Below are 22,188 nucleotides of genomic sequence, written 5' to 3'. Positions count from 1 at the left end.
GCATGCCAATCCCGCATCGAGGGAAGGCAGCCGTTGATCACCGGCGCGGTTCTGCGCGCGGCCTACGGGTACGGGCGTAGGAGAGGGACTCTGCGCGCGCCCGCAGGAGCAGGGACTCCCCGGGGTTCGGTCCGGCGACCCCCCACTGGACCGAGGTCCACGGTTCACGGGCCGCGTACGGCCCAATCCCCTCGAAGACCTCGGCAGCTTCCAGATACTGGTGGCCGGCCCACAACGCATAGGCGAGAAGGTTCAGGTCAGCCACCGAACGCTCCGCGGCGGGTGTCTCGCGGAACCAGTGGTGGAAGGCGCTCAGCGTGTACTCAAGGGTCGACTCCTGCGCCCACTGCTGCCGCCACAGCGGGTCGGCACGCGATCGCCGCCGGTGCTCGATCTGCGCGTACGCCGGAAGGAGCAGCAGCGGCGATCCAACCGGCCGCTGAGAGGCCACGGACCGGCCGAAGTCGAACACCGCGGCCAGGGGCGGCCCCCATGGGGACTCAAGGGCGAGGATGAACTGCAGCACGCGGTGATAGGCCTCGCGGTTGTACGGATCACGCCGGTTGACCTCGTACAGCAGCCCCCATGGGCCGCTTGGCAGCATCGGTTCGGTGGGCTTCAACCGGTGTTCCTGACGCCGCTGTCTTGCGTCGATCTGCGCCAACGCCAGGAGACACACCCACGGCACGGGATCGTATGGCGTGCGACGAGCCGCCATCAGCGCCTCGTTCCGCGCCCTGATCTCGAACTCCATCCTCTGCGGATGCCGTTGTCGGTTCGCGCGCAAAGCTCGTTCGACGGCTACACGGGCGCTCATCAGCAGGGCGTCATAGCTGTCCGGCTCCTCGTCGAGCCACACGCCGACCACGTCCGACCGCGCGGCTGCCACAGCCAGCAGTTGGGTACGTGACGTCCGCAGTGCCCAGTGCGTGCCCGTACCCAGCAACAGGTCCCGTGCTGTCCTCCAGCGGCCCGCCTGTAACTCGACCAGGGCCACGCCGAGCTCCTCGTCGTGACCGGCCGGGTGGTACACGAGGCGCATCAGGACCCCTCGACGCGAACGAAACCGGGGCGGAAGCTGAGACCGGAGCTGCTCAGAGTCGGCCTACGAACTACGAGAGATGGCGCCGTGCCTCTTGGATTGAACGTCGATGTCATCGTGGGGCCTCATGCGAGTTGGGGGGGTGGACCACGGGTGGTGGGGGTGTATCGCGCCCTGAGCCGGAAGGGGGACCAGCCACCGGAGTGGGCGTTCAGAAGCGGATTCGACCGACCGCGTCCGCAATGCCAGCCACGAGCCGGTTGATGCTCGGGGCTATCGATGTGCTCGCCAGGAAGAACCCGAAGAGCACGCAGACGATCGCGGGGCCGGCCTTCACGGTCTTGCTGCGGATGAGGAGGACCACGACGACCCCGAGCAGCAACACGACGGAGATGCTCAGAGTCATCAGGAGGCCGAGTCCTCCGCCGGTCCTCGTCGCTCCCTTCGGGCCTGGCTCAGCGCACGGCGCAGAGCTTCGGCCCGGGTCAGTGCTCGCGGGCCCTTCGGAAATACGTGCCAGTGCGCGCCTGGCGGGGTCGTACTCTCGGCGGCCGGCACGAGGACGTGGCACGTCTGGCCGAGTGCGACGGTTCCCGGCTCCTCCCAGCGAACCGCCGTTCCCACCGGGACCAGGAAGTACATCCGAGGCTCCGGGCCCTCCTGGTCCAGGATCACCGGGCCGACCGGCTCGTCGCCCTCGCCGAGTATCTCGATGGCACGTTGACCCACAGCCTCGACGGCGCGCACGGCATCCCACCATTCGCCCGCCGAGCACAACTCGGGCTCGTCGCCGATGGGCATCCAGCGCGGCGGGAGCGCGCGAGCCGCTGGATTGGCGTCCGACATGGAAAAGGCCTCCTCACCACTGCGTGTGAGGAGACCATTCCACTCAGCAAGTTCTCTGCGCGGACAGATTGTCCGTGGGGTCCGCTTGCCAGAACCCTTGACACGACGTCACGTTGTGCTAATGCCCGTCCAACTGCCGAAGGCTGACAGCTCGTTGGAAGGGTGAGTGTCCATCCTGAGCAGCGCCGCCGTGGTCTCGCGAACGGACGGATGGAACCGCGTGTGGTTCGGAGCGACCTTCCGCGCCCGCTTCAGGTCGGCGAACGAGCCGGCCCTGTCACCCGCGGCGAGCTTGGCGGAGGCCACGTCGATGAAGTGGTGACTCGAGCGCTCGCCGACGGTGGTGGCAGGCGGAGCCCACTCGCCGCCGGACACCGGAGACCACGCGGCCAGGCGGGCGAGAGCCTGCTCGGTGTCGCCCATGTCGATCATCGCGTGCACCTCGTGGATGCGGATGTTCGTCGGCCCGAAAGACATCTCGTACGCCAGTGAGTCACGGTTGCCCGCCATGCGCGCCACCTGCTCCGCCTCCCGCAGGTAGGCGTCGGCACGATCGGCGTTGTTCTCGCGGGCTTCCAGCACCGCGAGCTTCAGCAGCAACGCACCGTCGACCGCGAGCGCGTCCTGGGTGAAGGACCGTTCTGGCTGCAGTCGCTCCAGCTCGGTCCGCAGTGCGACGAGCCTGCGACGCGCGGGCGTGTAGGCGCCCTGACGGAGCATCGCCCCTGCGACCAAATAGCCGGCCGTGACCTGCATCAGAGGATCGCCAGAGCGGTCGGCCGCCCACCGGACACGCTCCAACGCCGTGTTCGACAGGTCGTGATGGCCCATCTTGTGGGCGAGGGAGTTGACAGCGCGGTAGGCACGCGCGAGGTGCCAGTACGCCTTGTTCCTGTCGCCGTTGCTACCGCCGAGAGCCACGTGCGTGAGCTCGGTGATGATCGGTGGCAGCAGGGGGCCCATCGGGGCATAGCGGGCGTCGCGACGCAGAGCCGCCACCTGGTCAACTTCCGATGCGAGCACTGGAAGCGGACGGGGGGCGATCTCCAGGTCGTCGGGGCTGTCGTAGCAGAGGAGGAGGCGACGCAGTTCGGGGATGACAGCATGGACGCCGTCCTCGGCCTCCGGCTCGCCATAGTACGGCTGGCCGGTCAGGACCTCCGGGCCAAACCGCAGCGCCTTGGCCAGTGCCAGCACCAGCGACGGTGAAGCCTTCCGCGCGCCGGACTCCAGCTTCTGCACGTAGCTCGGGGAGACTGCGACCTTCTGCGCCAGTTGAGCAGCAGACAGCTTCCGTGTCCTGCGTGCCGTACGGAGACGGTCCCCCAGCGTCAGGTTTTCACTCATCAGTGGATCTGTCCCTTCGCGACGGAGCACTCGAATCAGAGTACGGAAACTGCCCCGATTCGTGCCCTGGGTCGCCAAGTGTTAACAGAGCCGGCAGCGCCGCGACCGGGGAGCGGAGCCTCCTGGCCTCACGTCCACTCCTCCAGACCGCGCCCGTGGGCGGCAGCAAAGGAGGGGCAACCCTCCCATATGGGTCAGATTCTGAGGATCGCTCCGACTTGGTTGTCAAGAGCTCGCAGAGAAGTACTTACGGACAGATTGTCCGCGTCACTCTCGTCACGCAGTCAGCAGGCGCGTCCGATTCGAGCAGCAGGCGGGCGTGACTGTACCGTGCGACCGCTTGGGCGCCCTGCGCCTCTTCACCGCACGCAGCGGATAGGCGAGCTACTGAGCCATGACGTGGTCCAGGTACTGCTGAACTGGGGCGTAGAGGCCGTACGGGACGTACGAGGAAACCTCGGAGTGCGAACACCACGCCAGATCGGCCAGCTCATCCGAGTCAGCGACATACGCCGTCCCCGAGACGACCTCGCATGCCGTGTAGGACATGTGCCTTCGCGTCTTCGGGTGGATCCGACTCCCGAGCGACTTGAGCGCCTTCACTTCCAGCCCCGTCTCCTCGAGCGTCTCGCGGACAGCGGCGTCCTCTTCGGATTCGCCGGGCTCTACTGCGCCTGCAGGGAACTGCCAGGAGAGTTGGCCCTCGTTCACCCGTCGCCGCACCAGAAGGACGCGCCCCTCGTTCACGATGACCGCTGCGGCGATCCCCGGCTGGTCACCGTCGGTCTGCTGAGTCATACGGCTCCTCCAGGGCGTCCAGGATGGGCGGATAGATGTTACTGGTGGGGATGAAGCGTGTGACGGAAGTTTTCGGCACCCACATCACATCCTCGTTCTCGGCAACATCGCTGTTGGTGGCCTCACCTGCCAGGTACTCGCACAGGAAGTACTCGCACTGAACGGCCGTGACGGGGTGAAGCCTTGTGCCAAGGTCGCGTACCACAGCGCAGCGCACGCCGGTCTCACTCAACGTCTCCCGTACAGCCGCAGTGGCCGGCTGCACTCCCGGCTTGATCACCCCGGCTGGAAACTGCCATGTGATCCCTGAGGATCCGTCGTCGCGGCGGCATACAAGCAGGACCTGGTCTTCCCGGACGACCACCGCGACAGCAACCCTCAACATCTGAACCGAGGAACCGCCGGTTCCGACCGCAGCCTGGTCTGACTTCAGTATCAACACGAACCGTTTCCGGACAGCCGGAGATACGGCCTCATGAACCGTGTCGAGAAGCTGCTGCGTCTCACGGCGAAGTACGACATCAGGATTCGCGTGCCAGACGGCAACCGTCCTGGGAGCGATACCGAGACGCTCGGCGAAGGCCTCGTTGGTCATCCTCAGAGCCGCCTGCAAGGCACACGCGTAATGGCCGTTCCAAACCTCCACTACGTCCATGTCGGCCTCCTGGCGCCCCGCCGTCAGCAGCTTGCGTGATCACTGCACCGCGATTGCACTCTCATTGCGTCATGCATGCCTGGCAGGGTTGCCCTGGAGCCGGTTCACTCGTGGCATGCACTCTCGCGCAGGGCCAAAGGCTTCCAGATGCGGCCAAGTACCGCTACTCGCCAGCGAAGGCAGGCCGAACACCCGAACAGCCTGGCCGAAAACACGTCGCCGAATTTCGGCAGTCCCGCTGGCAGGCCCCTCCCGGGCCTGACCACTTGCCCGGCGACCTACACGGAATGCAGAGTTCGGTCCTTTATCACAACTCTGGGACCAGTGCTGGGCTTTGAGCGAGCAGCCTGCGGACAGCCTGTCCGCTCAGGGGCTGCGCAGGTTGAGAGGCTTTACTCGCCGCCAGAGGCCGACCACCTCGCTGAGCTGCTGAGTGTCCACACGTCACTGGATGGCCCTGATACGTAGTTCACCTGTGTGAGGGCTCGAGCGAAAGCGTTAGTCGAACAACCGGCGGGATTCGCGAGAGGAGAGTGCGAGACAGTGGCGTCTGCCGCACGGTGGACTGCTGGTGTTCGGTATGACGCGATCAATGCCCTGCATAGATTTTCGATCTTTACTCGTCCCGCGAGGGTCCCTCGAAGCGCAGGTAATCTCGGGCCCGTGGCGCACTGCGCGTCTCACATATCGCCCACCTGAATGCTGAAAGGGAACCCATGGCCAAGGACCAGGAGCAGCCCGTGGAGCGCACTCTCGTACTGCTGAAGCCGGACGCAGTCGTGCGTGGCTTCGCCGGGAAGATCATTTCCCGGTTCGAGGATGCGGCGCTGAAGATCGTCGGCATCAAGATGAAGCAGATGGACGCCGAGTTCACGCGGCGTCACTACTTCGACCTCGAAGAGCGCTTCGGCCCCGAGGTCTACAACATGACCGCCACGTTCATGCAGCAGAGTCCCGTCATCGCGCTCGTTCTGGAAGGAGCTGACGCCGTCGCCACCGTCCGGAAGATCGTCGGCAGCACCTTCCCGAACGAAGCGCCCGCCGGCACCATCCGCGGCGACTTCTCGCACTACAGCAAGGCCGCCAGCGTCACCTCCGGCAAGGCCGCCGCGAACCTCGTGCACGCCTCCGGCAACAAGGAGGAAGCGGCTCAGGAAGTGGATCTCTGGTTCGACAAGGACGAACTCCACGACTACCGCACCCTCGCTGAGATCTTCACCTACTAGGCGACCCCCACGTCACTGGCAGGCCGTCGCCTCGTTGAACACCACCGGGGAACCACCGGATGAGAGAGGGCATCATGACCAGCGAAACCCGCGTCGCCTCCGTAGAGGAACTGGAGACCGGTTTCCAGCGGGAACTGGGCACTGACCGATGGGCGGCTGCGGAGAGCGCGTACGCGCTGGCCGTGCGGCATCGCGGCGACGGCAACTGGGACCAGTCGCGTGAATGGGTGCAGCAGTGCCTGCGCCTGCTAGATGGTTTCCCGAGCGAAACCGTGGACCAGGTGGCCACCAGACGCCTCTCCGTGGGAGGCGTTCAGCTCCCGACCTACCTGCATGACGGCGTCGTTCGAGACCGCTTCGGCGACCTCGTCTGACGCACCGACGTCACCTGGGCAGCGCGGCCGCCGGAGGGCCCCGCGCTGCCCACCAGCAGAACAGCTGAACATCGCGACCGATCCGTACCAGCCGGGCTCCATCCCACTTGGTTCGGCTGGATCACCCATGTCTGAACAAGGAGACCCCGTGCCTGTCGAGATCGAAATGCGTGCTCGCTTCAGCCAAGAGGCCCACGACCAGCTCATCTCGCGGCTCGAGCAGGACGGGGAGGACCTCGGCCGCGATGACAAGCACATCTACTTCTACGTGCTGCCTCACCAGCTACTCAAGGTGACCGATAACATCGCCACCAACACGGCGAAGATCACCCTCAAGGCAAGCAAGATCGGGCACGGTACGGCATTTCCGGAGACCGAGATACCCATCGCCCGCGAGGACGTTGCCGCCGCCGTCCACGTCTTCAACGCACTGGGCTTCGAGAACACCATGCACGAGGCGTACAACCGGCGCCGCAACTTCCGCCTCCACGGAGTAGAGATCGCCGTCAAGTGGAGTGAGGCGTGGGGGCACCACGCCGAATTCGAAGTGCTCCTCGGCGACGACCCGAGCCCGGCAGCAGTGGAGGCGGCCCACGACCGCATCAACTCGGTAGCCCGCGAGCTGGGTGTCCCTCTCATGACCGAGGAGGAGCTCGCGGCGTTCACTGCGGCCTTCGAGGCAGCGGCGGCTCCCGGATCGCTCGCCCCGGACGCGGCACCCAGCACCTGAGTCAACTCGTCGCGACAGACCACCGAGAGGGGTGGACCAGATGAGCACGATCCCGCCGACCACCAGCCTGGTGGAACTGGCCGCACGCAAGCAGCTCCCCTATCACCAGTTCACCGACCATGCGACGGTTCGCTGGATCGAGGAGAACCGGCCATACCTGATCGACGGCGCTCCGTCGAAGGTCCGGGTCGCCTCTCGCGGACTTCTCACCCGTGCGGCGATACCGGCGGCCTGGCTCGCAGAACCCCGGCTGCGTGATTCGCTGCACGGAGTCCGCCACATGATGCGGACAGCCGCACTCGCAGCCCTCCTCGCTGAGACCACAGGTCTCGACGAACCGGATACGGCCGTTCTGGTCATTGCTGCTGCCACGCACGACTGCCGTCGTCTCCACGACAAGGACGACCGAGGACATGGAGCCCGGGCGGCGCAGTGGCTCACCATGAATGCTGAAGTCGTCTGGGAGCACTTCCGTGTGGAGGCGACCGAGCCGGCCATCGCTCAAGCCGCCGCGTCGATACGCCTGCACGACGTTCCGTATCTGCACTTCACCGCGGAGGACGAAGCCGACTACGCGAGCGCCCGGGTGATCAGCGATCTGGTGAAGGCGGCAGACGCGCTGGACCGTTACCGGCTGCCGAAGCTCAGCTGGTGGCCGGACTCTCAGTTCTTACGGGTCGAGGCAGTCGACCAGCTCCGCGCAGCCGCCTTCGACCTCGTCCTCTGGTCCGAAGCTGGGCACTTGGCGGGGTTGGACAGTGCGGACGCCGTCCTCAAGGCCTTCGAACGGCGGGAGCTGATCGACTGATGGACTTCCTCGACGCGTACCACCTGTGGGCCGACGCCCACCAGTTCTACGAGGCTTCGATCATCCCCAGCCCAACGGAAGTCACTGATCCGCTGGCCGAGCAGACGGCTGCGTGGGAGTCCCGCCTGGCTGAACACACTCCCCAGGGCCGGCTCCTGCGTAGCAACGCCCTCTTCGACGCCCTCAGCAGCAGCGCCAAGCTTCACCTGCTGCACGTCACCCACGCTCTGGAGGAGATCAACGAGCACGGGGTGCTTTACCCGTCGGGCGGTTGCCTCGTCGGCAGCATCTACTGTGCCCCGCTTGTCCCAGCCAGCACGGGCTTCCGAATGCACAACCTCGCCTCGTACGTTCTCAACAGGGAGGCCCCGGCCTTCTTGAAGAGGATCGGCAATCCGGAGGCGACGCCCACTCCACTGCTCTTCGAGATCGACGTGCCAAGCCAGGCGTACCGGGGCCTGGCTGGTGTCGACTACCTGCGGCTGGGCGCCATTCACCTGAGCATCTACAGCCATCTCGAATACCTGCTGTCCAAAACCGAACGGCACCGGCTACGCGAGACGATCACCAGCCGGACGAAGAACTCCGCCAGTTTCCTCGCCCTTGCCTCGACGATCGCTCACACAGGCGTCACTGTCGCTGCCGGGTTGTTCCTCCAGCTGCTCGACGAGACCATTCCCCGTCTGCCGATACTCGGGTACGTGTACTTCGAGGCACTCGCCGAGTACCTGATGCTTCATTCCACCAGCGACGAGACCCGGCGCCTGGCCGACTTCGGCGAGTTCAACAACTGGCTCTACAAGGAGATGATCTTCTCCTCGGAGCTGGCCATGGCCGGCAGGTTCGACCTCGCCAAGTTCCGCCCCCGACCGGACAAGCTCGACAGCCTCCTTGCGCGGGTGGACTCGACCATCGAACCGGAGCACGCACGGCACTACCTCGTGGAGCGGATCAGCTACCTCGTCGCCGCCCGTCTCTTCACGCCCGGGCAGGTACCGGAGGAGTGGCGGCACACCCGGTGGGAGTTCGACAGCCTGGCCACCCACCTGGGCCCGCTGCTGGGCCACCTCATCCACCGCGAGCTGCGGACCTTCGGACGGTACCCGGACTTCTACTTCTACTTCGACCAGCACAAGGCGCTCCAGGCCTGGAACTACTGGAACCACATGGACATCATCACGCCTTTCAACGGCACGATCCCGAAGGGCGAGATCGGCATCAACCCCGCCTATCCCGATCTCAGCTACCGGGTCTGGCGCGCCGAACAGGATGGCGAGGGACAGCTGCACCCGACGGAACAGCTGAACGTGACCATCGCTCCGCGACTGGTCGACATCAAGTACACGCTGATGCGCAACAGCCGGTCCGTGAGCCAGTCCTCGACCGCCGCCTGAGGAACCGCCCCGTACAGCCCGCCCTCACACGATCGCCCAGGAGACCATTGTGACCGTCCAGCCGGACGCCGAGACGACGACGCCAGACCGGTTGGCGCAGCAGATAGCCGAGCTTCTGCGGCAGCCGACCACCACACACGGACTCGCTCGAGCCCTCCGTGCCGCCGAGAAGGAGCTCGAACTCCACCTCACCCACCTCGCCAGCCACAAGGCCTGGCCCAATGGCCGGATCGACGACACACCCCGCAAGGTACAGATCGGCGGCGGCGCCCACCGGATCGACGGCTTTTTCAACATCGATGTCGTACCGCCCGCGGACCTGTTGTGGGATGTCCGCGAAGGGATTCCGCTGCACGACGGTTCCGTCGACGAGCTGTTCTCCGAGCATTTTCTGGAGCACGTCGACTACCCCCGCTCCGCCAAGCACTACGCCCTCGAGGCCCACCGCGTACTCGCCCCCGCCGGCCGGCTCATCACCGGCGTGCCCGACGCCGCGTTCGTACTCTCCCAGTACCCGGACGGCACCCCGGACAGCGAGAGGATGATCGAGAAGTGGTACGGGAAGCGCGACTGTCTCGCCCACATCAACACCCACCTCGACCTGATCAACTACGTCTTCCGGGACCAGGACGACGACCCCACCTACCACCCGCACTACTGGGCCTACGACTACCGCAAACTCGTCCAGCTCTTCACCGAGGCCGGCTTCGCGACGGTCGAGCCCTGGGCCTTCGACCCGCGACTCGCCAATCCGAAGCGCGAATGGGGCAGCGTCTACGTCATCGCGACCAAGTAGCCGCATCCGGAGTCCGGCCCCCAGTCGGAAGCGCACGTAGCCGCGCATTGATCTGGTGACGGAGCGCCGAACGGCCTGAGCGGGAGCGGTCTCACACGCGTCTGGGCGTGCCGACGAAGTGGCTGACAAGACGCTCTTGGCATCACGATCCAGCGCTTTCACACTGGCGAGCAGATTTGTAGGGCGGGGGGACTGATGGCCAAGCGAACAGGCCGCCGACACAGGACACGGCGGCGACGGCAAACAGGACTTGTCAGCGTCACCCTCGTCGCCGCCGTGTTCCTGTTCTGGCGGTTTCCATGGCTGTTACTCGGCCTCGCCTGCGCCGCGGCAGTCAGTGGCGCAGGGTGGTACCTGTGGACTGCGCACCGCCGCGAACGCCAAGGTGATCTCGCGTGGCGCCACCAGGACCACCGCATGGCGCTGGAACGATCCATGGCTGTCATCGACGACATGACCTGGCAGGAGTTCGAGCGGTACGTGGCCGAGCTGTGCAGGCGCGACGGCTGCACCGAAGTTTCTGTGGTCGGCGGCTCAGGAGACCTGGCGGCGGACGTTGTCGGCAATCTGCCGGACGCCCGTCGCCTGGTCGTACAGGTGAAGCACTATGCACCCCACCGCGTCGTGCCGAGTGGCGACATGCAGAAGTTCGTCGGCATGTCGTTCGCCGAGCACAAGGCGGACGTTGCCGTCTTCGTCGCGACCTGCGAGTTCAGCAGATCCGCTCGGGACCTCGCTCTCAAGCACAACATCGTCGCCTTGAACCGCAACCTCTTCGGTTCCTGGAACAGCGGGGCACCCCTCATGTCCCTGCTTCCACTCAGTGGCGCCGGCGGCGGACCGCCCCAGCGCCGGAACACGCATCGGAAGAGAGGAAGGCAGGGCACGGCTTAGCGTCGCTCGGTTTCCGCCTCGGCCAGCCAGGCACCCAGTGCGGCAACGACCGACTCGCCTCGCCACTCAGCGAAGATCCGGTCCTGCTCGGTCGGCGGCAAAGCGGACAGCGTCGACGTGGCGCCCTCTGGGACGAAGATCGACCACAAGTCGGACCAAGCCCTTGGCCCAGTCCCACGATCGGGCGCTGGAGCAATGGTGCCGGGCTTCCGGGAATCGTCAGCGAAAGTATGCAGCGCCCCGTCCGTATCGGCGTAGACAGCCGCGCTGGCGAACCGGCACGTACGCTTCTCCGTGAGATCCGCGAGGTGCGTAAGGCCGGCGGGGCCGAACGCCTCGAGGGCCTGCTTCACCATCGGTCCCGGCCAGCCGCCGAACTCCTCGATGTAGAAGCCGGAGTCCTCCACAAACAGGGGACGCCTGAGAACCTCGAAGGCTTGCCGAGCCTTGTGACGCGCGATCTCCGCGACCGACGTCGTCTGGATCTCATCCAGGTCTAAGGCCACCTGCTCCACCTCGATACCCCACGGGGCAAGGTGTTCCTGGGCCGTTCGGAACTTGCCTGGGTTGCCGGTACACATTGCTACCTTGAAACCTGGCATGAGTGAAGTGTCTCCTTTGAGAGCAATGCTGGACGAGACGGGAGGGAACAGCCTTACAACAGCTTTCGCGTGATTCAGCCGCAATGTGTCGATTCACGTCGAGCGAGTCGGCACCGGGGCTCTCGGCATAGGTGTGACGACCAATGATGGAGTTGGCCCACAGCGCGGCAAGGTTGTGCCTCCGCACAGCCATTCCCCAGCCCCCCGTCGGACAGGCACAAACTGAAGGCGGTCACATTAGCCCAGTCCAGATCCAGCATGAGTCGGCACCCTTTGCGTGATGGTCGCGTCGGAGACCTCGGGTAGAGAGCGGTGATAAGACCGCCTGGGCCACGAGACAGTCCCCGCTGCAGCAGGGCGTCGTGTCGCCTTGGCTCCGGACGCGGCAACCCACCGGGAGCTCCATCGCGGGGCCCTCGCTCCGCGATGCCGCACGAACGAATGACATCAACAGTCTGGCATTGACGACGGAGGGCATTGCGCAACGCTGTCGCAGAAGTCCACATAGCCGCGTAGGCAATTTCAGGGCGCCCGCAGACCGGCTGGCGACGCCGCACGGGGCTGGGACTCAGTTTTTCGCGCGGCAGTTACACCCGCGGATGAGGAGACGGTGCATCCGCAGAGTTGGTGCTGCTCGAACCATCGGCCGAAGGCCCCGGCGTGATCTCGAACCATGTCTTCTTGCCAGGGGGTTTCCGCTGTGTCCCCCAAGCGTCTGCCAGGGCGTCGACAAGCAGAAGACCTCGACCGCTCTCGTCATTCGGTCTTGCGTCAACAAGCACAGGCAACGCTGGACCAGTGTCCGTGACTTCGACCCGAAGCCGTGCATCGGTCCGCGTCACAGCGACGTCGCACGAAGCCGCTGTGTGCAGAACAGCGTTGGCGATCACCTCGCTGGCCAACAACTCGACAGTCTCCAGAACTTGGTCCGACATAGGCAGACCCAAGTTCTGGGCCAGCAGAACGACTTGCCGGCGTGCCGCCGGGACAGCGTCGACAGCAGCCGCAACCGTGAATCCGTACGTCGGACGTTCAGGACCGCGACCAGCCATGACGGCAACCTCACCTTGGTAGTGACCTCAGTGAAGGGAGCCTTCCACCGCGACAACAGCGGTATGAAGACAATCTGTCCGTAGGCACCTCCGGAAACCTATCTGACAGTTGGGTGGGTTGTGGTACGGAGCTGTCGCCTTTCCAATCGCGAGAGATGCGCTTCGGACGGGCATCTCACGTCTCGAGGCTCTCACCTCCAACCGCTTCGAGTCCTGCCGTTCGAAGTTGCCGACCAGGGTCCATGGGCATCATCCGCCCGCAGCCGCCTCGCCGCCCACACGACGCCGTCGTCGCGTAACCCGCGGCCTCCCGCCAGCAAAATGCGCGCAGTGTACCGCCAAGCAGGCGACCTCGGACCAAGTGCTGCGCGAACAGGAAACAGGTGCCTGAACTGGACGAGGGTGAGCGACTGCGAGGCCCAAGCAACAGGACGGGCGTGAAGCGGGCAGCTGCGCCCACCGGCCGAGGTCTTCGACCAACCCTTCGCAGCAAGGAGAAATATCGTGTGCACCATCGCCGCAACGACGACGGACAGCGACGGCAACAGTGACTCCGCCGCTTCGACCTCCCACCTTGCCGACGCCTCAGCAGCGACCCCGGCCGATGCCGGCCGCGACCTCGGCGACCGGCAGCTGTGCACCATCCACCCAGACTGGTGCACCCAGACCGGCGATCACGACGATCACTTCGGGGTCCTGCACGCTGTTACGGGCAACGACGGCCGGGAACTGTTGAACGCATGGCTGATTGACCTCTCCGGTTCCCAGCCGGTCATCGGCTTGGGCGAGACAGACACCGATGCGGCCGAGGCCCGCGTCAAGGCGACGGAATTACGCAGGTTCGCCGACAAGCTCGAAATTCTCGCGGACAAGATGGACGGCTCCATCAGCCACGAGCAGCCGCGCGACACAGACAGCACCACCTGCCCCGACGGCGTCTCCTTCTGCACTGGGGACCCCATCGATCATGAGGACCCGCGCGAACACATTCACCACGGTCCGCTCATCGCCATGGGCGCTCACCGCCCATACGCCGGTCGGCACAGGAACGGGATCATGGCCTTCCACCTGTCCCAGGTCAACGACGAAACGCCCGGACTCGAGTTCGAGGCCGGTGGTGGCTGGCCGACGCTCGACCTCGAGGAGGTCGACGACCTGATCAGCGACATGAGCGCGCACCTGGCGAAGCTGCAGGCGGCACGTACGCAGATCGCCGGTCTGCTATCCAGGCGGACCAGCGAAGCGGCCGCAACACCCGGTCGGGTCTGGACGTACAACGACATGTATGGCACCCGGCACACCGTCACCTGCCCGTCCTGGTGCACGACGGCCCACACCCTCGACACGGACGGCAAGCGCCACCCGGCCGACGTGTACCACCAGCTGTACGGCGCTGTGGCTTACGCCGAGTACACCGAGGGATACGAGGACTACAGGTCCTGGCAGCTGCTCTCCGCGCACCTCGCCGTGAGCCCGGACTCGCCAGTCAGTCCGGCCTACCGGGTCCCGCACGTTCTGGTCGAAGTGGCCGCCGACATGTACACCCGCCCGATGGATCCGGACCAGCTGGCCGAGTTCATCGAGACGGTGGCCGGGCAGCTGGAAGAGCTTCGCGCAATGCACCCCCGGCTCACCACAGCCCGCGCCGAATGGGCCGCGCGGACCGCCACGACCACCAACGCCGAGGTCGCGTGATCCCGCCGGTCCCGGCCACCCCAGGGGCTGCTAATCCGGGGAGCCTTGTCCATCACCGAAGTCTGCCGGATCGATTCAGAAGCATCACATGGCCGTTCCTGGGCTTCGTGCAGAGTCAGAGCCACATGACCCAGGCGGTCAGCGCGGCGGCCGCCGCGAGGGCGGCCGACACAGTCCACACGACCGACATCCGTGGGAAGCGCTGTGCCGTTCCGCCGGTCTCGGCACGTGCTGATCCGCGTCGGTGCGCAACTGCAACAGGCGCGGTGACGGTCACGGAGGAGTTGTCGCCTGTGACGATGTTGATGTTCTGGAGTGCTTGAGCGACCTGGTCCGAGGTCGGATCCTGCTGGCCGTGGGGCATGGCAGCCCGCAGCTCCCCGACCAGCTGGACCAGCCGGGTACGAACCTGGTCCAGGACCCCCTCCATGGCCGACGGGTGCACAGCCCAGTACAGCCTGAGCACCTGCCGGGAAGAGTTCTGGCTCATGAATACGGCTACTTCGGCTGCCATATGTGGAGCGAGCTGCACCGTCTGACCTGGCTGCCGGGCGATGAGCGACTCGATCTGGCCGACACCCTGCCCGAGTCGGAGCACGTCGCCGAGACTCTCCCGGGCGAAGTCCGGTAGGTCGAACATGCTGACCGGCTGTTCGCGGAACTGGAATCTCCCCGTGAGGCCGTCCATCACCAAGGGTACCGAGATCCTGCGGTAGTCGGGGATCGGCACATCCGTGCCCTCGTAGCCCTGGAGCTCCCGCAGCGCCCAGGTGCGTAGCGCTTCGGAGTGAGCATGCCCGCCCAGAGCGATCACCTGCCGCAGGATCGGGGCGAGCGGGCGGCTCTCGTTGAGGACGTCGTCCTCCAGTCGATCCAGGCGGCTTCGGCGGAGTCTCACTTCGCCACGATCACGGTGGCGATGACGCCGGCGATCGTCGCCACTGCCGCGATGGCGGTCCAGATGACCGAGGTTCGGTGCCACCAGGGCTGAGGAGTCACGGGCGCTGGTTCGTTGACGTTGGCGCTCGCGGTACCGCCCCGCTCCGCCTTCGCGTGCGGTGCGGAGATGTTGAAGATGGAGTTGTCCCCTCCGCTGATGTTGAGGGCCTGCTGTGCGGCCGAGTCGATCTGGTTGGGGTCGGGGTTCTGCTGGCCGGCGGGCATGGTGGCTCTCACTTCCGCGACGAATTGGGTCAGACGGGTTCTGATGTGATCGAGGACGCCTTCGATGCTCGGTTTGGCAATAGCCCAGTTCAGAGCGGTAATCTCGGTGGACTCATTGCCGCCTTGCTGCTGCTCGCGGGTCATCTCCAGGACGTACTCGGCTGATCCGGGTGGGCTGAGACGGATCAGCCTGTCGTTGAGGGCGATCAGAGCTTCGAGTTCTCGGACCCCTTGCCGGATCGGTGCACTCTCCCTGATGCCGCGCTCACGAGCGCTCTGAGGTAGTTGGACCACGCTGATCCGCCGGGTTCTGCCCTCGATGATCTGGCCCGGGAGGTAGAGAGTGAGCTCCACTTCGAGCGCTGCCGGCACCTTCCGGTACGAGGGCAGTTCATCGGCCGCCGGGTACCCCTCCAGTTCCTTTAGCGCCCAGGCGCGCAGTTCCTCATGGTGGGCGTATCCAGCCAGCATGAGGCACTGCCGGAGGGCAGCGGCGAGTGAGGCAGTGTCGTCTAGGACGGCGCGCTCAAGCTGCTCCAGGCCCCGAACGTCGGAGGTCGTCACGGCATCCAGTCTGCCCTGTCCCACTGACAACCCTGGTCACCTTCGTCATGCTGGGCCCCAGGGATGGCTGACCTCCCTGGGGCCCGGGGTGTCCGAGGCGGGTCAGCTCTGTCCGGCCGCGGTGGCGGTGAGCCAGTCGGCGGCTTCGGCGTCGGTCATGAGCAGGGCCTGTGTCGGGTGGGCGTGGCTACCTGCAGCCACCGCCGCGCGAGTCGACTACCCGATGCCGCTTCAGCCTGACGGCCTGTGAGAACCGAGAGGCTGGGCACGGACCCGGCCACGCCGCGAACTCGGCTCAGGCTTCACCGCCCATGCACGTCGCCAGTAACAGAAAGTCCCGGCCCGGCCAAGTTGCCCTTTCTCTGGATTCTTGTCCTGTCGTCGTAGTCATCACGGCAGGAGAACAGTCGTGCCACAAACCGGCCGAGCACCCGAAACCGCTTTCCTGAACCTTCCGAGGGCCGCCGAGTATCTCGGTATCTCCCCCAACACCCTTTACGTCTGGCGCCATCGCCGACAAGGCCCTCCGAGCTTCCGGATGGGGCGCCGGGTGATGTACCGCATCACCGCTCTCGACGCGTGGGTGCAAGCCCAGGAGCAGGCCGACTCCAGGTCCAACCTCACGCTCAACCCTCTTGCGCAGAAGCCGCAGCGTCGCACCAAGTTCCCCAAGTAGCGCCCTTTCGAAAAGACCAGGAAAAGAGCGTCCGCAGCCGGGATAAGCACCGGCCGCGAAGTTCGTTGCCACCAACCAGCACGTGACGCAGGTAAAGCACGGAGGACCAACTGAATGGCCGGTTACATAGAAGACCGTTGGCTCAAGAAGCGGCCGAACAAGCAGACCGGCAAACGCGAGCGCACCTCCCTGTACGGCAAAGGTAAGCGGTACCGGGTCAAGGGAATCCCGGGAGTCCAGGACCGTTCCTTCGACACGAGCGAGGACGCCAAGCAGTGGCTCGCCACCGCCAGGACCGACTCCAGTCGCGGCGACTTCGTCGACCCACGCAGGGGCGAGATCTCGCTCGCGGACTACATCGTGGGCCACTGGTGGTCGGCCCGAGCCGACGAGCCCTCGACCGCAGGCCCCATGGCCAGCCGCATCTGGAACCACATCATCCCGCTGGTGGGAGACCTCTCGCTGCGTGAGATCGATGCAGCGGCCTTGCGCTCCTTCAAGGCCGCCTTGCTCTCCCGGGTCGAGGAGACGACGGCAGAGGTGATCTGGGGACATCTGTCGTCCATCCTCGGCAGCGCGGTGGACGACCAGAGACTGCTGCGAAACCCCGTAAAGGCCAGGAACAGCGTCAAGCCTCCGCGCCCGACCGAGAAGAAGGCCAAGGCGTGGGCTCGTGAGGTCGTCGACGCCGTTCGGGCAGGCCTCCAAGAGCGCTACCGGCTCGCTGTCGATCTGGGTATCGGGCTCGGGCTGCGCCAGGGTGAGGCCTTCGGCCTCGCAGAAGAGGACTTCGACTTCGAAGCAGGTGTCGTCCGCGTGCGACGCCAGCTCAAGTGGGACATCAAGGGACGCCCCTACTTCTCGCTCCCCAAGGGACGTAAGACCCGCGAGGCGCCCCTCCCGCCCAATCTCGCCATCCGGGCACGCGCGCACTTCCGCCGGTTCCCGTCGACGCCCTGCACGCTGCCCTGGCGCAACCCCGAGCCACCGACCACCGCCCTGGAGGAACGCCAGCGGAAGCCGATCACGGTGAACCTGGTGCTGACCACGTCACACGGCAACCGGATCTATTACCGCACCTGGAACGACCGCAGCTGGAAGCGTGCCCTCGCTGCCGCCGGCATCATCAAGCCCGTCGGGGAGAAGGTGCGGCGTGACGGAGGCCGCGTGCGCCGCGTCCCCCTCTACGCCGCCCCGCGGGAGGACATGTTCCACGTCCTCCGGCACACCTACGCGAGCGTGCAGCTGGAGGCCGGCGAGTCGATCGTCAGCCTGTCGAAGTGGCTCGGGCACTCGACGCCGAAGGTCACTCTCGACCACTACGCTCACTTCATGCCCGGCGCAGGTCAGCGCGGTCTCGCTGCCATGGACGCCTGGCTGGAGGACCGCCACCAGCCGAAAGTCCCTGAGAAGTCCCTGCTGGCTGATTGGATCAAGGAAATCCCCTCAAAACCGCAGGTTAAGGGGATGTCCGTGCCTGGCGCACCCTTGTCCGTGAAGTACAAGGAGACGGCGCGGGGCGGGCTCGCGGTGAACATCATCGAGTGCTGACGGGCGCGGGCCGAGGGGCGGGCGCCGGGAAGGGGGCGGGCCGTGCACGCACTGGTGGCCGAGGTCCGGCGGGGTGACTTCCTGGAGTCGGTGCACCACGGGACGGTCCTCGCGACCGGGCCCGACGGGCGGACCGTGCTCGCCGTCGGTGAGCCGGACCGCCCGATGTTCCCCCGCTCGGCCAACAAACCGCTCCAGGCGCTCGGCATGCTGCGCGCCGGGCTCGCCCTGGACGGCGAGCTGCTGGCGCTGGCCTGCGCCAGCCATTCCGGCGAGACCTTCCACCTCGACGGCGTGCGCCGGATCCTGAAGGGCGCCGGGCTCGGCACCGGCGCCCTGCGCTGCACGCCCGGGCTGCCCATCGGCGAGGCCGCGCTGCGCGCCCACCTCGCGGCCGGCGGCACCCCCGCGCCGCTCACGATGAACTGCTCGGGCAAGCATGCCGCGATGCTCGCCACCTGTGTCGTCAACGGCTGGGACACGGCCGGCTATCTCGACCCGCGGCACCCGCTGCAGCGCGCCCTGCGGGAGACCGTCGAGGACCTGGCCGGCGAGAAGGTCGCCGCGACCGGGGTCGACGGCTGCGGGGCACCCCTGTTCGCCCTCGGCTACCGGGGACTGGCGCGCGCGTTCGCCCGGCTGGCGACGAGCCCGCCCGGGTCCCCGGAGCGGCGCGTCGTACGGGCGATGGGCAGGCATCCCGAGTACGTCGGCGGGACCGGCCGGGACGTGACCCGGCTGCTGCGGGCGCTGCCCGGTGCGGTCGCGAAGGACGGCGCGGAGGGCGTCTACGCGATGGCGCTCCCCGACGGCTCGGCCGTCGCCCTGAAGATCGCCGACGGCTCCGCCAGGGCCCGTCCGGTCGTCCTGGTCGCCGCGCTGCGCAGGCTCGGCGTCCCGGTGGACGACGGCGGGACCCTCGCGGAACTGGCGACCGCCCCCGTGCTCGGTCACGGCGAACCGGTCGGCGAGGTGCGCGCCGCGCGGATCCTGCGCGGCTGACCGGACCGCGGCCCCGAGGGCCGATGTCCCTCCTGGGGCTACCGCACGGTAACCGATGCCCCCTACGCTGCCGTCGACTCGACCACAGCGAAGGGGAGTTGACGCATGCGCGGCATCAGACGAACGGCGGCGCTCGTGGGCGCCGCCGCCTTACTGGCGGTGGCACCGGGCAACGCCCACGCGGCGTCGCCGAAGTTCTCCGAGACGACGGCGATCGGCACGCACAACGCGTACGACAAGGCCAAGTACACGTACTTCGCACAGGCGTTGGACTCCGGCGCCTCGCTGCTGGAACTGGACGTGTACGTGGACAGCATCACCCACCGGTGGCGGGTCAGCCACAGCAACCCGTTCGGGAACAACAACAACTGCGAGGCGGCGAAGTCCCCGGACGAGCTGTACGGCAAGAGCCGCAACCAGGATCTCGGCGGCTGCCTCGACAACATCGCGGCCTGGAACCGGCTGCACCCCGACCACCCGCCGATCGTGTTCAAGGTCGAGATGAAGGTCGGCTTCAACGACCGGGCGGGTCTGGGCCCGGACGAATTCGACCGGCTCGTCTCACAGAAGCTCGGCGGCAGCGTGTACAAGCCCGCCGACCTGCTGGGCGGGACCTACGGCACGCTGGACGCCGCCGCCCGGGCCGACGCCTGGCCCGCCCGCGACTCCCTGCGGGGGAAGTTCCTCTTCGAGCTGATCCCGGGCACGGTCGAGCAGGCGAACCCCTTCGACCACTACTGGACGGACGAGGAGTACGGCGACCATCTGCGGGACCTGTCCGGGGCCGGGCAGCTCGGGCAGGCCCAGGCCTTCCCGGCCGTGCTCGGCGCCGAGAACGGCGACCCGCGCGCCGGCCGCTACGACGCGTCGATCCGGCCGTGGTTCGTGTTCTTCGACGGTGACGCGGCGACCTACGTCAACAACGGCTACGACACGTCGTTCTACGCCGCGAACCACTACATCCTGATCACGACGGGCGCCGACGGCGTGTCCCCGGCGATCTCCTCGACCGGTCCCACGGACGCGGAAGTCGCCGCCCGGCTGGCCCTGTTGGCCAAGAACCACGCCAGTCTGATCACCTCCGACTGGTCGGCGAAGCCCGCGTCGGTCCTGGGGGCGGTCGCGAACCGAGGCTGAGGTTCCGGACGCGGCCGCAGGGGGCACAACTCCTGCATGCTCCACGGCATCGACGTCAGCGCCTACCAGGCCTCCGCGTACGACACGGACGGTCTCTCCTTCGTCTTCATCAAGGCGACGGAGGGCCGTTCGTACGTCAATCCCCGGCTCACCGCCCAGACGAAGACCGCCCGAGACGCCGGACTGGTCGTCGGCTTCTACCACTTCCTGTGGCCGGGCAGCCTCAGCGACCAGGCCGAGTACTTCCTGCGCCACGCCCCCGACCGCCCGGGGGATCTCCTCGCCGTCGACTGGGAGACGACCGGCGAGGGCACGCACGCGAGCAACGCGGAGAAGGACCGCTTCATCCGCAAGCTGAAGGAACTGCGGCCGGACAACCGGGTCGTGCTGTACGCGAACCGGGACTTCTGGCTGAACATCGACACGACCTCGTACGCGGGCGACGGCCTGTGGATCGCGGACTACGTCACCGCCGGCAAGCCCCGCATCAAGGCCAAGTGGCGGTTCCACCAGTACACCAGCGAACCGCACGACAAGGACGTGGCGAACTTCGCGAGCAGGGCGGCGCTCAGGGAGTGGGCCGCCGACGCGTGACTCCGCCTCCGCCGGGTGCGGGGCGGGCGGCTAGCCGTGCTCCGCGGGGGTCCCGGTGGTGCCGTCCGGCGCCCCGCCGGGCTTCGTGTGGAGGATCTCCCGGGCCTGCTCCGCGGCGCGGGCGATGCTCTCGGAGACGAAGTCCACGAAGCGGGCGATGTTCTCCAGACGGGTGGCGGCGGGGGTGCCGGGGCCGAGGACACCGACGCCCTGCCGTGCGGTCTCGCCGAGGTGGGCGGTGGCGCGGGCGCTGGCCATCGTCGACTGGTACATGACGTCGTCGTCCACGACGTAGCGCTCGCGGCGGCGTTCGTCGCGCTCGCGGCGGACGAGGCCCTGGCTCTCCAGGAAGGCGATCGCCTTGGAGACGGTCGCCGGGCTGACCTGGAGGCGCTGGACGAGTTCGGACGCGGTGAGGGTGCCCGCGTCGGTGGTGTAGAGGCAGACCAGCACACGGGCCGTCATCCTGGGCAGGCCCGAGCCCATGAAGACGGCGGTGAGCAGCTCCTCGTAGGCACGGACGGCCTCGGCGTCCCGACCGTGCGGCTGCGCGGTGGTGCCGGGGTCCCGCGGGGCGGTCTGCCCGCGGCGCCGGGCGCGTCGTTCGGTGGCCCGGTGGGCGAGGTCGGCGCGGTAGCCGGTGGGTCCGCCGTTGCGCATGACCTCGCGTGTGACGGTCGAGGTCGGGCGGTCCAGGCGCCTGGCGATCTCCGCGTAGGCGAGGCCGTCGGCCAGTCCCAGCGCGATCCGCTGACGTTCCTGCTGGGTGAGCCTGCCTCCCGGCATCGCGGCCTCCTTCGTGGTGCGTGACGCCCGCACTATAGCGTTCACCTTCATTCCATTGCAACGAGAGCATGTCAGCGCTGTTGCGTTAGATTCCCACCCGTTGCAATGATTTCCCTGCATTACCCTGCGGCTACGGGGATTTGAGGCAACAAGGATGTTGCCCATCAGGTGAATGCAACGTAGCGTTTCCGGTGTCAGAAACGGCGGGCCGCAGGGGCCCGCACCGGAAGACCGAGGAGTTCCGCCATGCCGAAGTTCGCCACCCCCGCCCCCGTGACCGCCCACCTCGACATCCCCGCCGGACGCATCCGGCTCATCGCCGCCGACCGCGCCGACACCACCGTCGAGATCCTGCCCGCAGACCCCTCCAAGGGCCGCGACATCAAGGCCGCCGAACGGATCGACGTCAGCTACGACGACGGCGTCCTGCGCATCACCGCCCGCGAGCCCGCCCA

24 protein-coding genes and 1 pseudogene are annotated in these 22,188 nt (G+C 66.8%); 14 read left to right on the top strand and 11 right to left on the bottom strand.

All coding sequences use genetic code 11. The annotated features are described in order from the left end of the window. Positions 1-37: 37 nt before the first annotated feature. The 6 genes from ACF08B_RS39800 to ACF08B_RS39775 all read right to left on the bottom strand — a co-directional run bounded on the left by ACF08B_RS39800 (position 38) and on the right by ACF08B_RS39775 (position 4,688). The gene (locus tag ACF08B_RS39800; RefSeq protein ID WP_392321925.1) at positions 38-1,042 is read right to left on the bottom strand and encodes a hypothetical protein; all 1,005 of its coding nucleotides are present in this window, start codon (positions 1,040-1,042) and stop codon (positions 38-40) included. 211 nt (positions 1,043-1,253) lie between these two features. Continuing rightward, positions 1,254-1,448 (bottom strand): hypothetical protein, encoded by a 195-nt coding sequence (locus tag ACF08B_RS39795; RefSeq protein WP_392321924.1) that lies wholly within the window; start codon positions 1,446-1,448, stop codon positions 1,254-1,256. Then, on the bottom strand, positions 1,448-1,888 hold the full coding sequence (locus ACF08B_RS39790; RefSeq protein ID WP_392321923.1) for a hypothetical protein: 441 nt from the start codon (positions 1,886-1,888) through the stop codon (positions 1,448-1,450). Before ACF08B_RS39790 ends, ACF08B_RS39795 begins: the two co-directional genes overlap by 1 nt. Positions 1,889-1,996: 108 nt before the next feature. Beyond that, positions 1,997-3,235 (bottom strand): helix-turn-helix domain-containing protein, encoded by a 1,239-nt coding sequence (locus ACF08B_RS39785; RefSeq protein ID WP_392321922.1) that lies wholly within the window; start codon positions 3,233-3,235, stop codon positions 1,997-1,999. A 384-nt stretch (positions 3,236-3,619) separates the two neighbouring features. Next, on the bottom strand, positions 3,620-4,033 hold the full coding sequence (locus ACF08B_RS39780; RefSeq protein ID WP_392321921.1) for an NUDIX hydrolase: 414 nt from the start codon (positions 4,031-4,033) through the stop codon (positions 3,620-3,622). Then, a complete protein-coding gene (locus ACF08B_RS39775) occupies positions 4,011-4,688 on the bottom strand; it encodes an NUDIX domain-containing protein (protein WP_392321920.1) in 678 nt (225 codons plus the stop codon). The genes ACF08B_RS39780 and ACF08B_RS39775 overlap by 23 nt, the downstream gene beginning before the upstream one ends. A gap of 716 nt (positions 4,689-5,404) precedes the next feature. On the opposite strand from ACF08B_RS39775, the gene ACF08B_RS39770 reads away from it, so the two are divergent. The 7 genes from ACF08B_RS39770 (at position 5,405) to ACF08B_RS39740 (ending at position 10,910) form a co-directional block, all read left to right on the top strand. After that, the gene (locus ACF08B_RS39770) at positions 5,405-5,914 is read left to right on the top strand and encodes a nucleoside-diphosphate kinase (RefSeq protein ID WP_392321919.1); all 510 of its coding nucleotides are present in this window, start codon (positions 5,405-5,407) and stop codon (positions 5,912-5,914) included. A 74-nt stretch (positions 5,915-5,988) separates the two neighbouring features. Further along, positions 5,989-6,288, top strand: coding sequence for a hypothetical protein (locus ACF08B_RS39765; protein ID WP_392321918.1), 300 nt, complete (start codon positions 5,989-5,991; stop codon positions 6,286-6,288). Between the two features lie 148 nt (positions 6,289-6,436). Next, a complete protein-coding gene (locus ACF08B_RS39760) occupies positions 6,437-7,018 on the top strand; it encodes a hypothetical protein (RefSeq protein ID WP_392321917.1) in 582 nt (193 codons plus the stop codon). A 40-nt stretch (positions 7,019-7,058) separates the two neighbouring features. After that, positions 7,059-7,826 (top strand): hypothetical protein, encoded by a 768-nt coding sequence (locus ACF08B_RS39755; protein ID WP_392321916.1) that lies wholly within the window; start codon positions 7,059-7,061, stop codon positions 7,824-7,826. Next, positions 7,826-9,220: a hypothetical protein gene (locus ACF08B_RS39750; protein WP_392321915.1), complete on the top strand. Its 1,395-nt coding sequence runs from the start codon at positions 7,826-7,828 to the stop codon at positions 9,218-9,220. Before ACF08B_RS39755 ends, ACF08B_RS39750 begins: the two co-directional genes overlap by 1 nt. A gap of 49 nt (positions 9,221-9,269) precedes the next feature. Next, positions 9,270-10,016, top strand: a complete 747-nt coding sequence (locus ACF08B_RS39745; protein WP_392321914.1) for a class I SAM-dependent methyltransferase — start codon at positions 9,270-9,272, stop codon at positions 10,014-10,016. A gap of 276 nt (positions 10,017-10,292) precedes the next feature. Then, positions 10,293-10,910, top strand: coding sequence for a restriction endonuclease (locus tag ACF08B_RS39740; protein ID WP_392321913.1), 618 nt, complete (start codon positions 10,293-10,295; stop codon positions 10,908-10,910). Here the strand turns inward: ACF08B_RS39740 and ACF08B_RS39735 are convergent. Both ACF08B_RS39735 and ACF08B_RS39730 read right to left on the bottom strand, forming a co-directional pair. Beyond that, a complete protein-coding gene (locus ACF08B_RS39735) occupies positions 10,907-11,512 on the bottom strand; it encodes a non-canonical purine NTP pyrophosphatase (protein ID WP_392321912.1) in 606 nt (201 codons plus the stop codon). The genes ACF08B_RS39740 and ACF08B_RS39735 overlap by 4 nt on opposite strands. Before the next feature lie 587 nt (positions 11,513-12,099). After that, positions 12,100-12,564, bottom strand: a complete 465-nt coding sequence (locus tag ACF08B_RS39730) for an ATP-binding protein (RefSeq protein ID WP_392321911.1) — start codon at positions 12,562-12,564, stop codon at positions 12,100-12,102. 504 nt (positions 12,565-13,068) lie between these two features. Here ACF08B_RS39730 and ACF08B_RS39725 point away from each other — a divergent pair. Continuing rightward, a complete protein-coding gene (locus ACF08B_RS39725; protein WP_392321910.1) occupies positions 13,069-14,259 on the top strand; it encodes a DUF6907 domain-containing protein in 1,191 nt (396 codons plus the stop codon). Positions 14,260-14,374: 115 nt separating this feature from the next. Here the strand turns inward: ACF08B_RS39725 and ACF08B_RS39720 are convergent, their stop codons facing one another. After that, the gene (locus ACF08B_RS39720) at positions 14,375-15,157 is read right to left on the bottom strand and encodes a hypothetical protein (protein WP_392321909.1); all 783 of its coding nucleotides are present in this window, start codon (positions 15,155-15,157) and stop codon (positions 14,375-14,377) included. Then, positions 15,154-15,987: a hypothetical protein gene (locus tag ACF08B_RS39715; protein ID WP_392321908.1), complete on the bottom strand. Its 834-nt coding sequence runs from the start codon at positions 15,985-15,987 to the stop codon at positions 15,154-15,156. Before ACF08B_RS39715 ends, ACF08B_RS39720 begins: the two co-directional genes overlap by 4 nt. A 409-nt stretch (positions 15,988-16,396) precedes the next feature. On the opposite strand from ACF08B_RS39715, the gene ACF08B_RS39710 reads away from it, so the two are divergent. The 5 genes from ACF08B_RS39710 to ACF08B_RS39690 all read left to right on the top strand — a co-directional run bounded on the left by ACF08B_RS39710 (position 16,397) and on the right by ACF08B_RS39690 (position 20,947). Then, positions 16,397-16,663, top strand: coding sequence for an AlpA family transcriptional regulator (locus tag ACF08B_RS39710; protein ID WP_229887937.1), 267 nt, complete (start codon positions 16,397-16,399; stop codon positions 16,661-16,663). Positions 16,664-16,777: 114 nt separating this feature from the next. Then, the gene (locus ACF08B_RS39705; RefSeq protein ID WP_392321907.1) at positions 16,778-18,214 is read left to right on the top strand and encodes a tyrosine-type recombinase/integrase; all 1,437 of its coding nucleotides are present in this window, start codon (positions 16,778-16,780) and stop codon (positions 18,212-18,214) included. 42 nt (positions 18,215-18,256) lie between these two features. Next, positions 18,257-19,216 (top strand): asparaginase, encoded by a 960-nt coding sequence (locus tag ACF08B_RS39700; RefSeq protein WP_392321906.1) that lies wholly within the window; start codon positions 18,257-18,259, stop codon positions 19,214-19,216. Positions 19,217-19,321: 105 nt separating this feature from the next. Then, entirely contained in the window at positions 19,322-20,353 is a 1,032-nt protein-coding gene (locus ACF08B_RS39695) for a Ca2+-dependent phosphoinositide-specific phospholipase C (RefSeq protein ID WP_392321905.1), read from the top strand. A 36-nt stretch (positions 20,354-20,389) separates the two neighbouring features. Then, the gene (locus tag ACF08B_RS39690) at positions 20,390-20,947 is read left to right on the top strand and encodes a glycoside hydrolase family 25 protein (RefSeq protein ID WP_392321904.1); all 558 of its coding nucleotides are present in this window, start codon (positions 20,390-20,392) and stop codon (positions 20,945-20,947) included. Positions 20,948-20,977: 30 nt separating this feature from the next. Here ACF08B_RS39690 and ACF08B_RS39685 read toward each other — a convergent pair whose 3' ends face one another. Further along, complete coding sequence (locus ACF08B_RS39685) at positions 20,978-21,733, bottom strand: helix-turn-helix domain-containing protein (RefSeq protein WP_392321903.1); 756 nt, start codon at positions 21,731-21,733, stop codon at positions 20,978-20,980. Between the two features lie 246 nt (positions 21,734-21,979). Between ACF08B_RS39685 and ACF08B_RS39680 the strand changes: the two are divergent. Continuing rightward, positions 21,980-22,188 (top strand): annotated as a pseudogene (locus tag ACF08B_RS39680) (hypothetical protein); the annotation flags it as partial.

Source organism: Streptomyces sp. NPDC015139, assembly GCF_043079785.1.
Lineage (GTDB): Bacteria > Actinomycetota > Actinomycetes > Streptomycetales > Streptomycetaceae > Streptomyces > Streptomyces albidocamelliae.
Note: the sequence above shows the minus strand (reverse complement) of the source record. Positions and strands in the feature narration are given on the sequence as shown.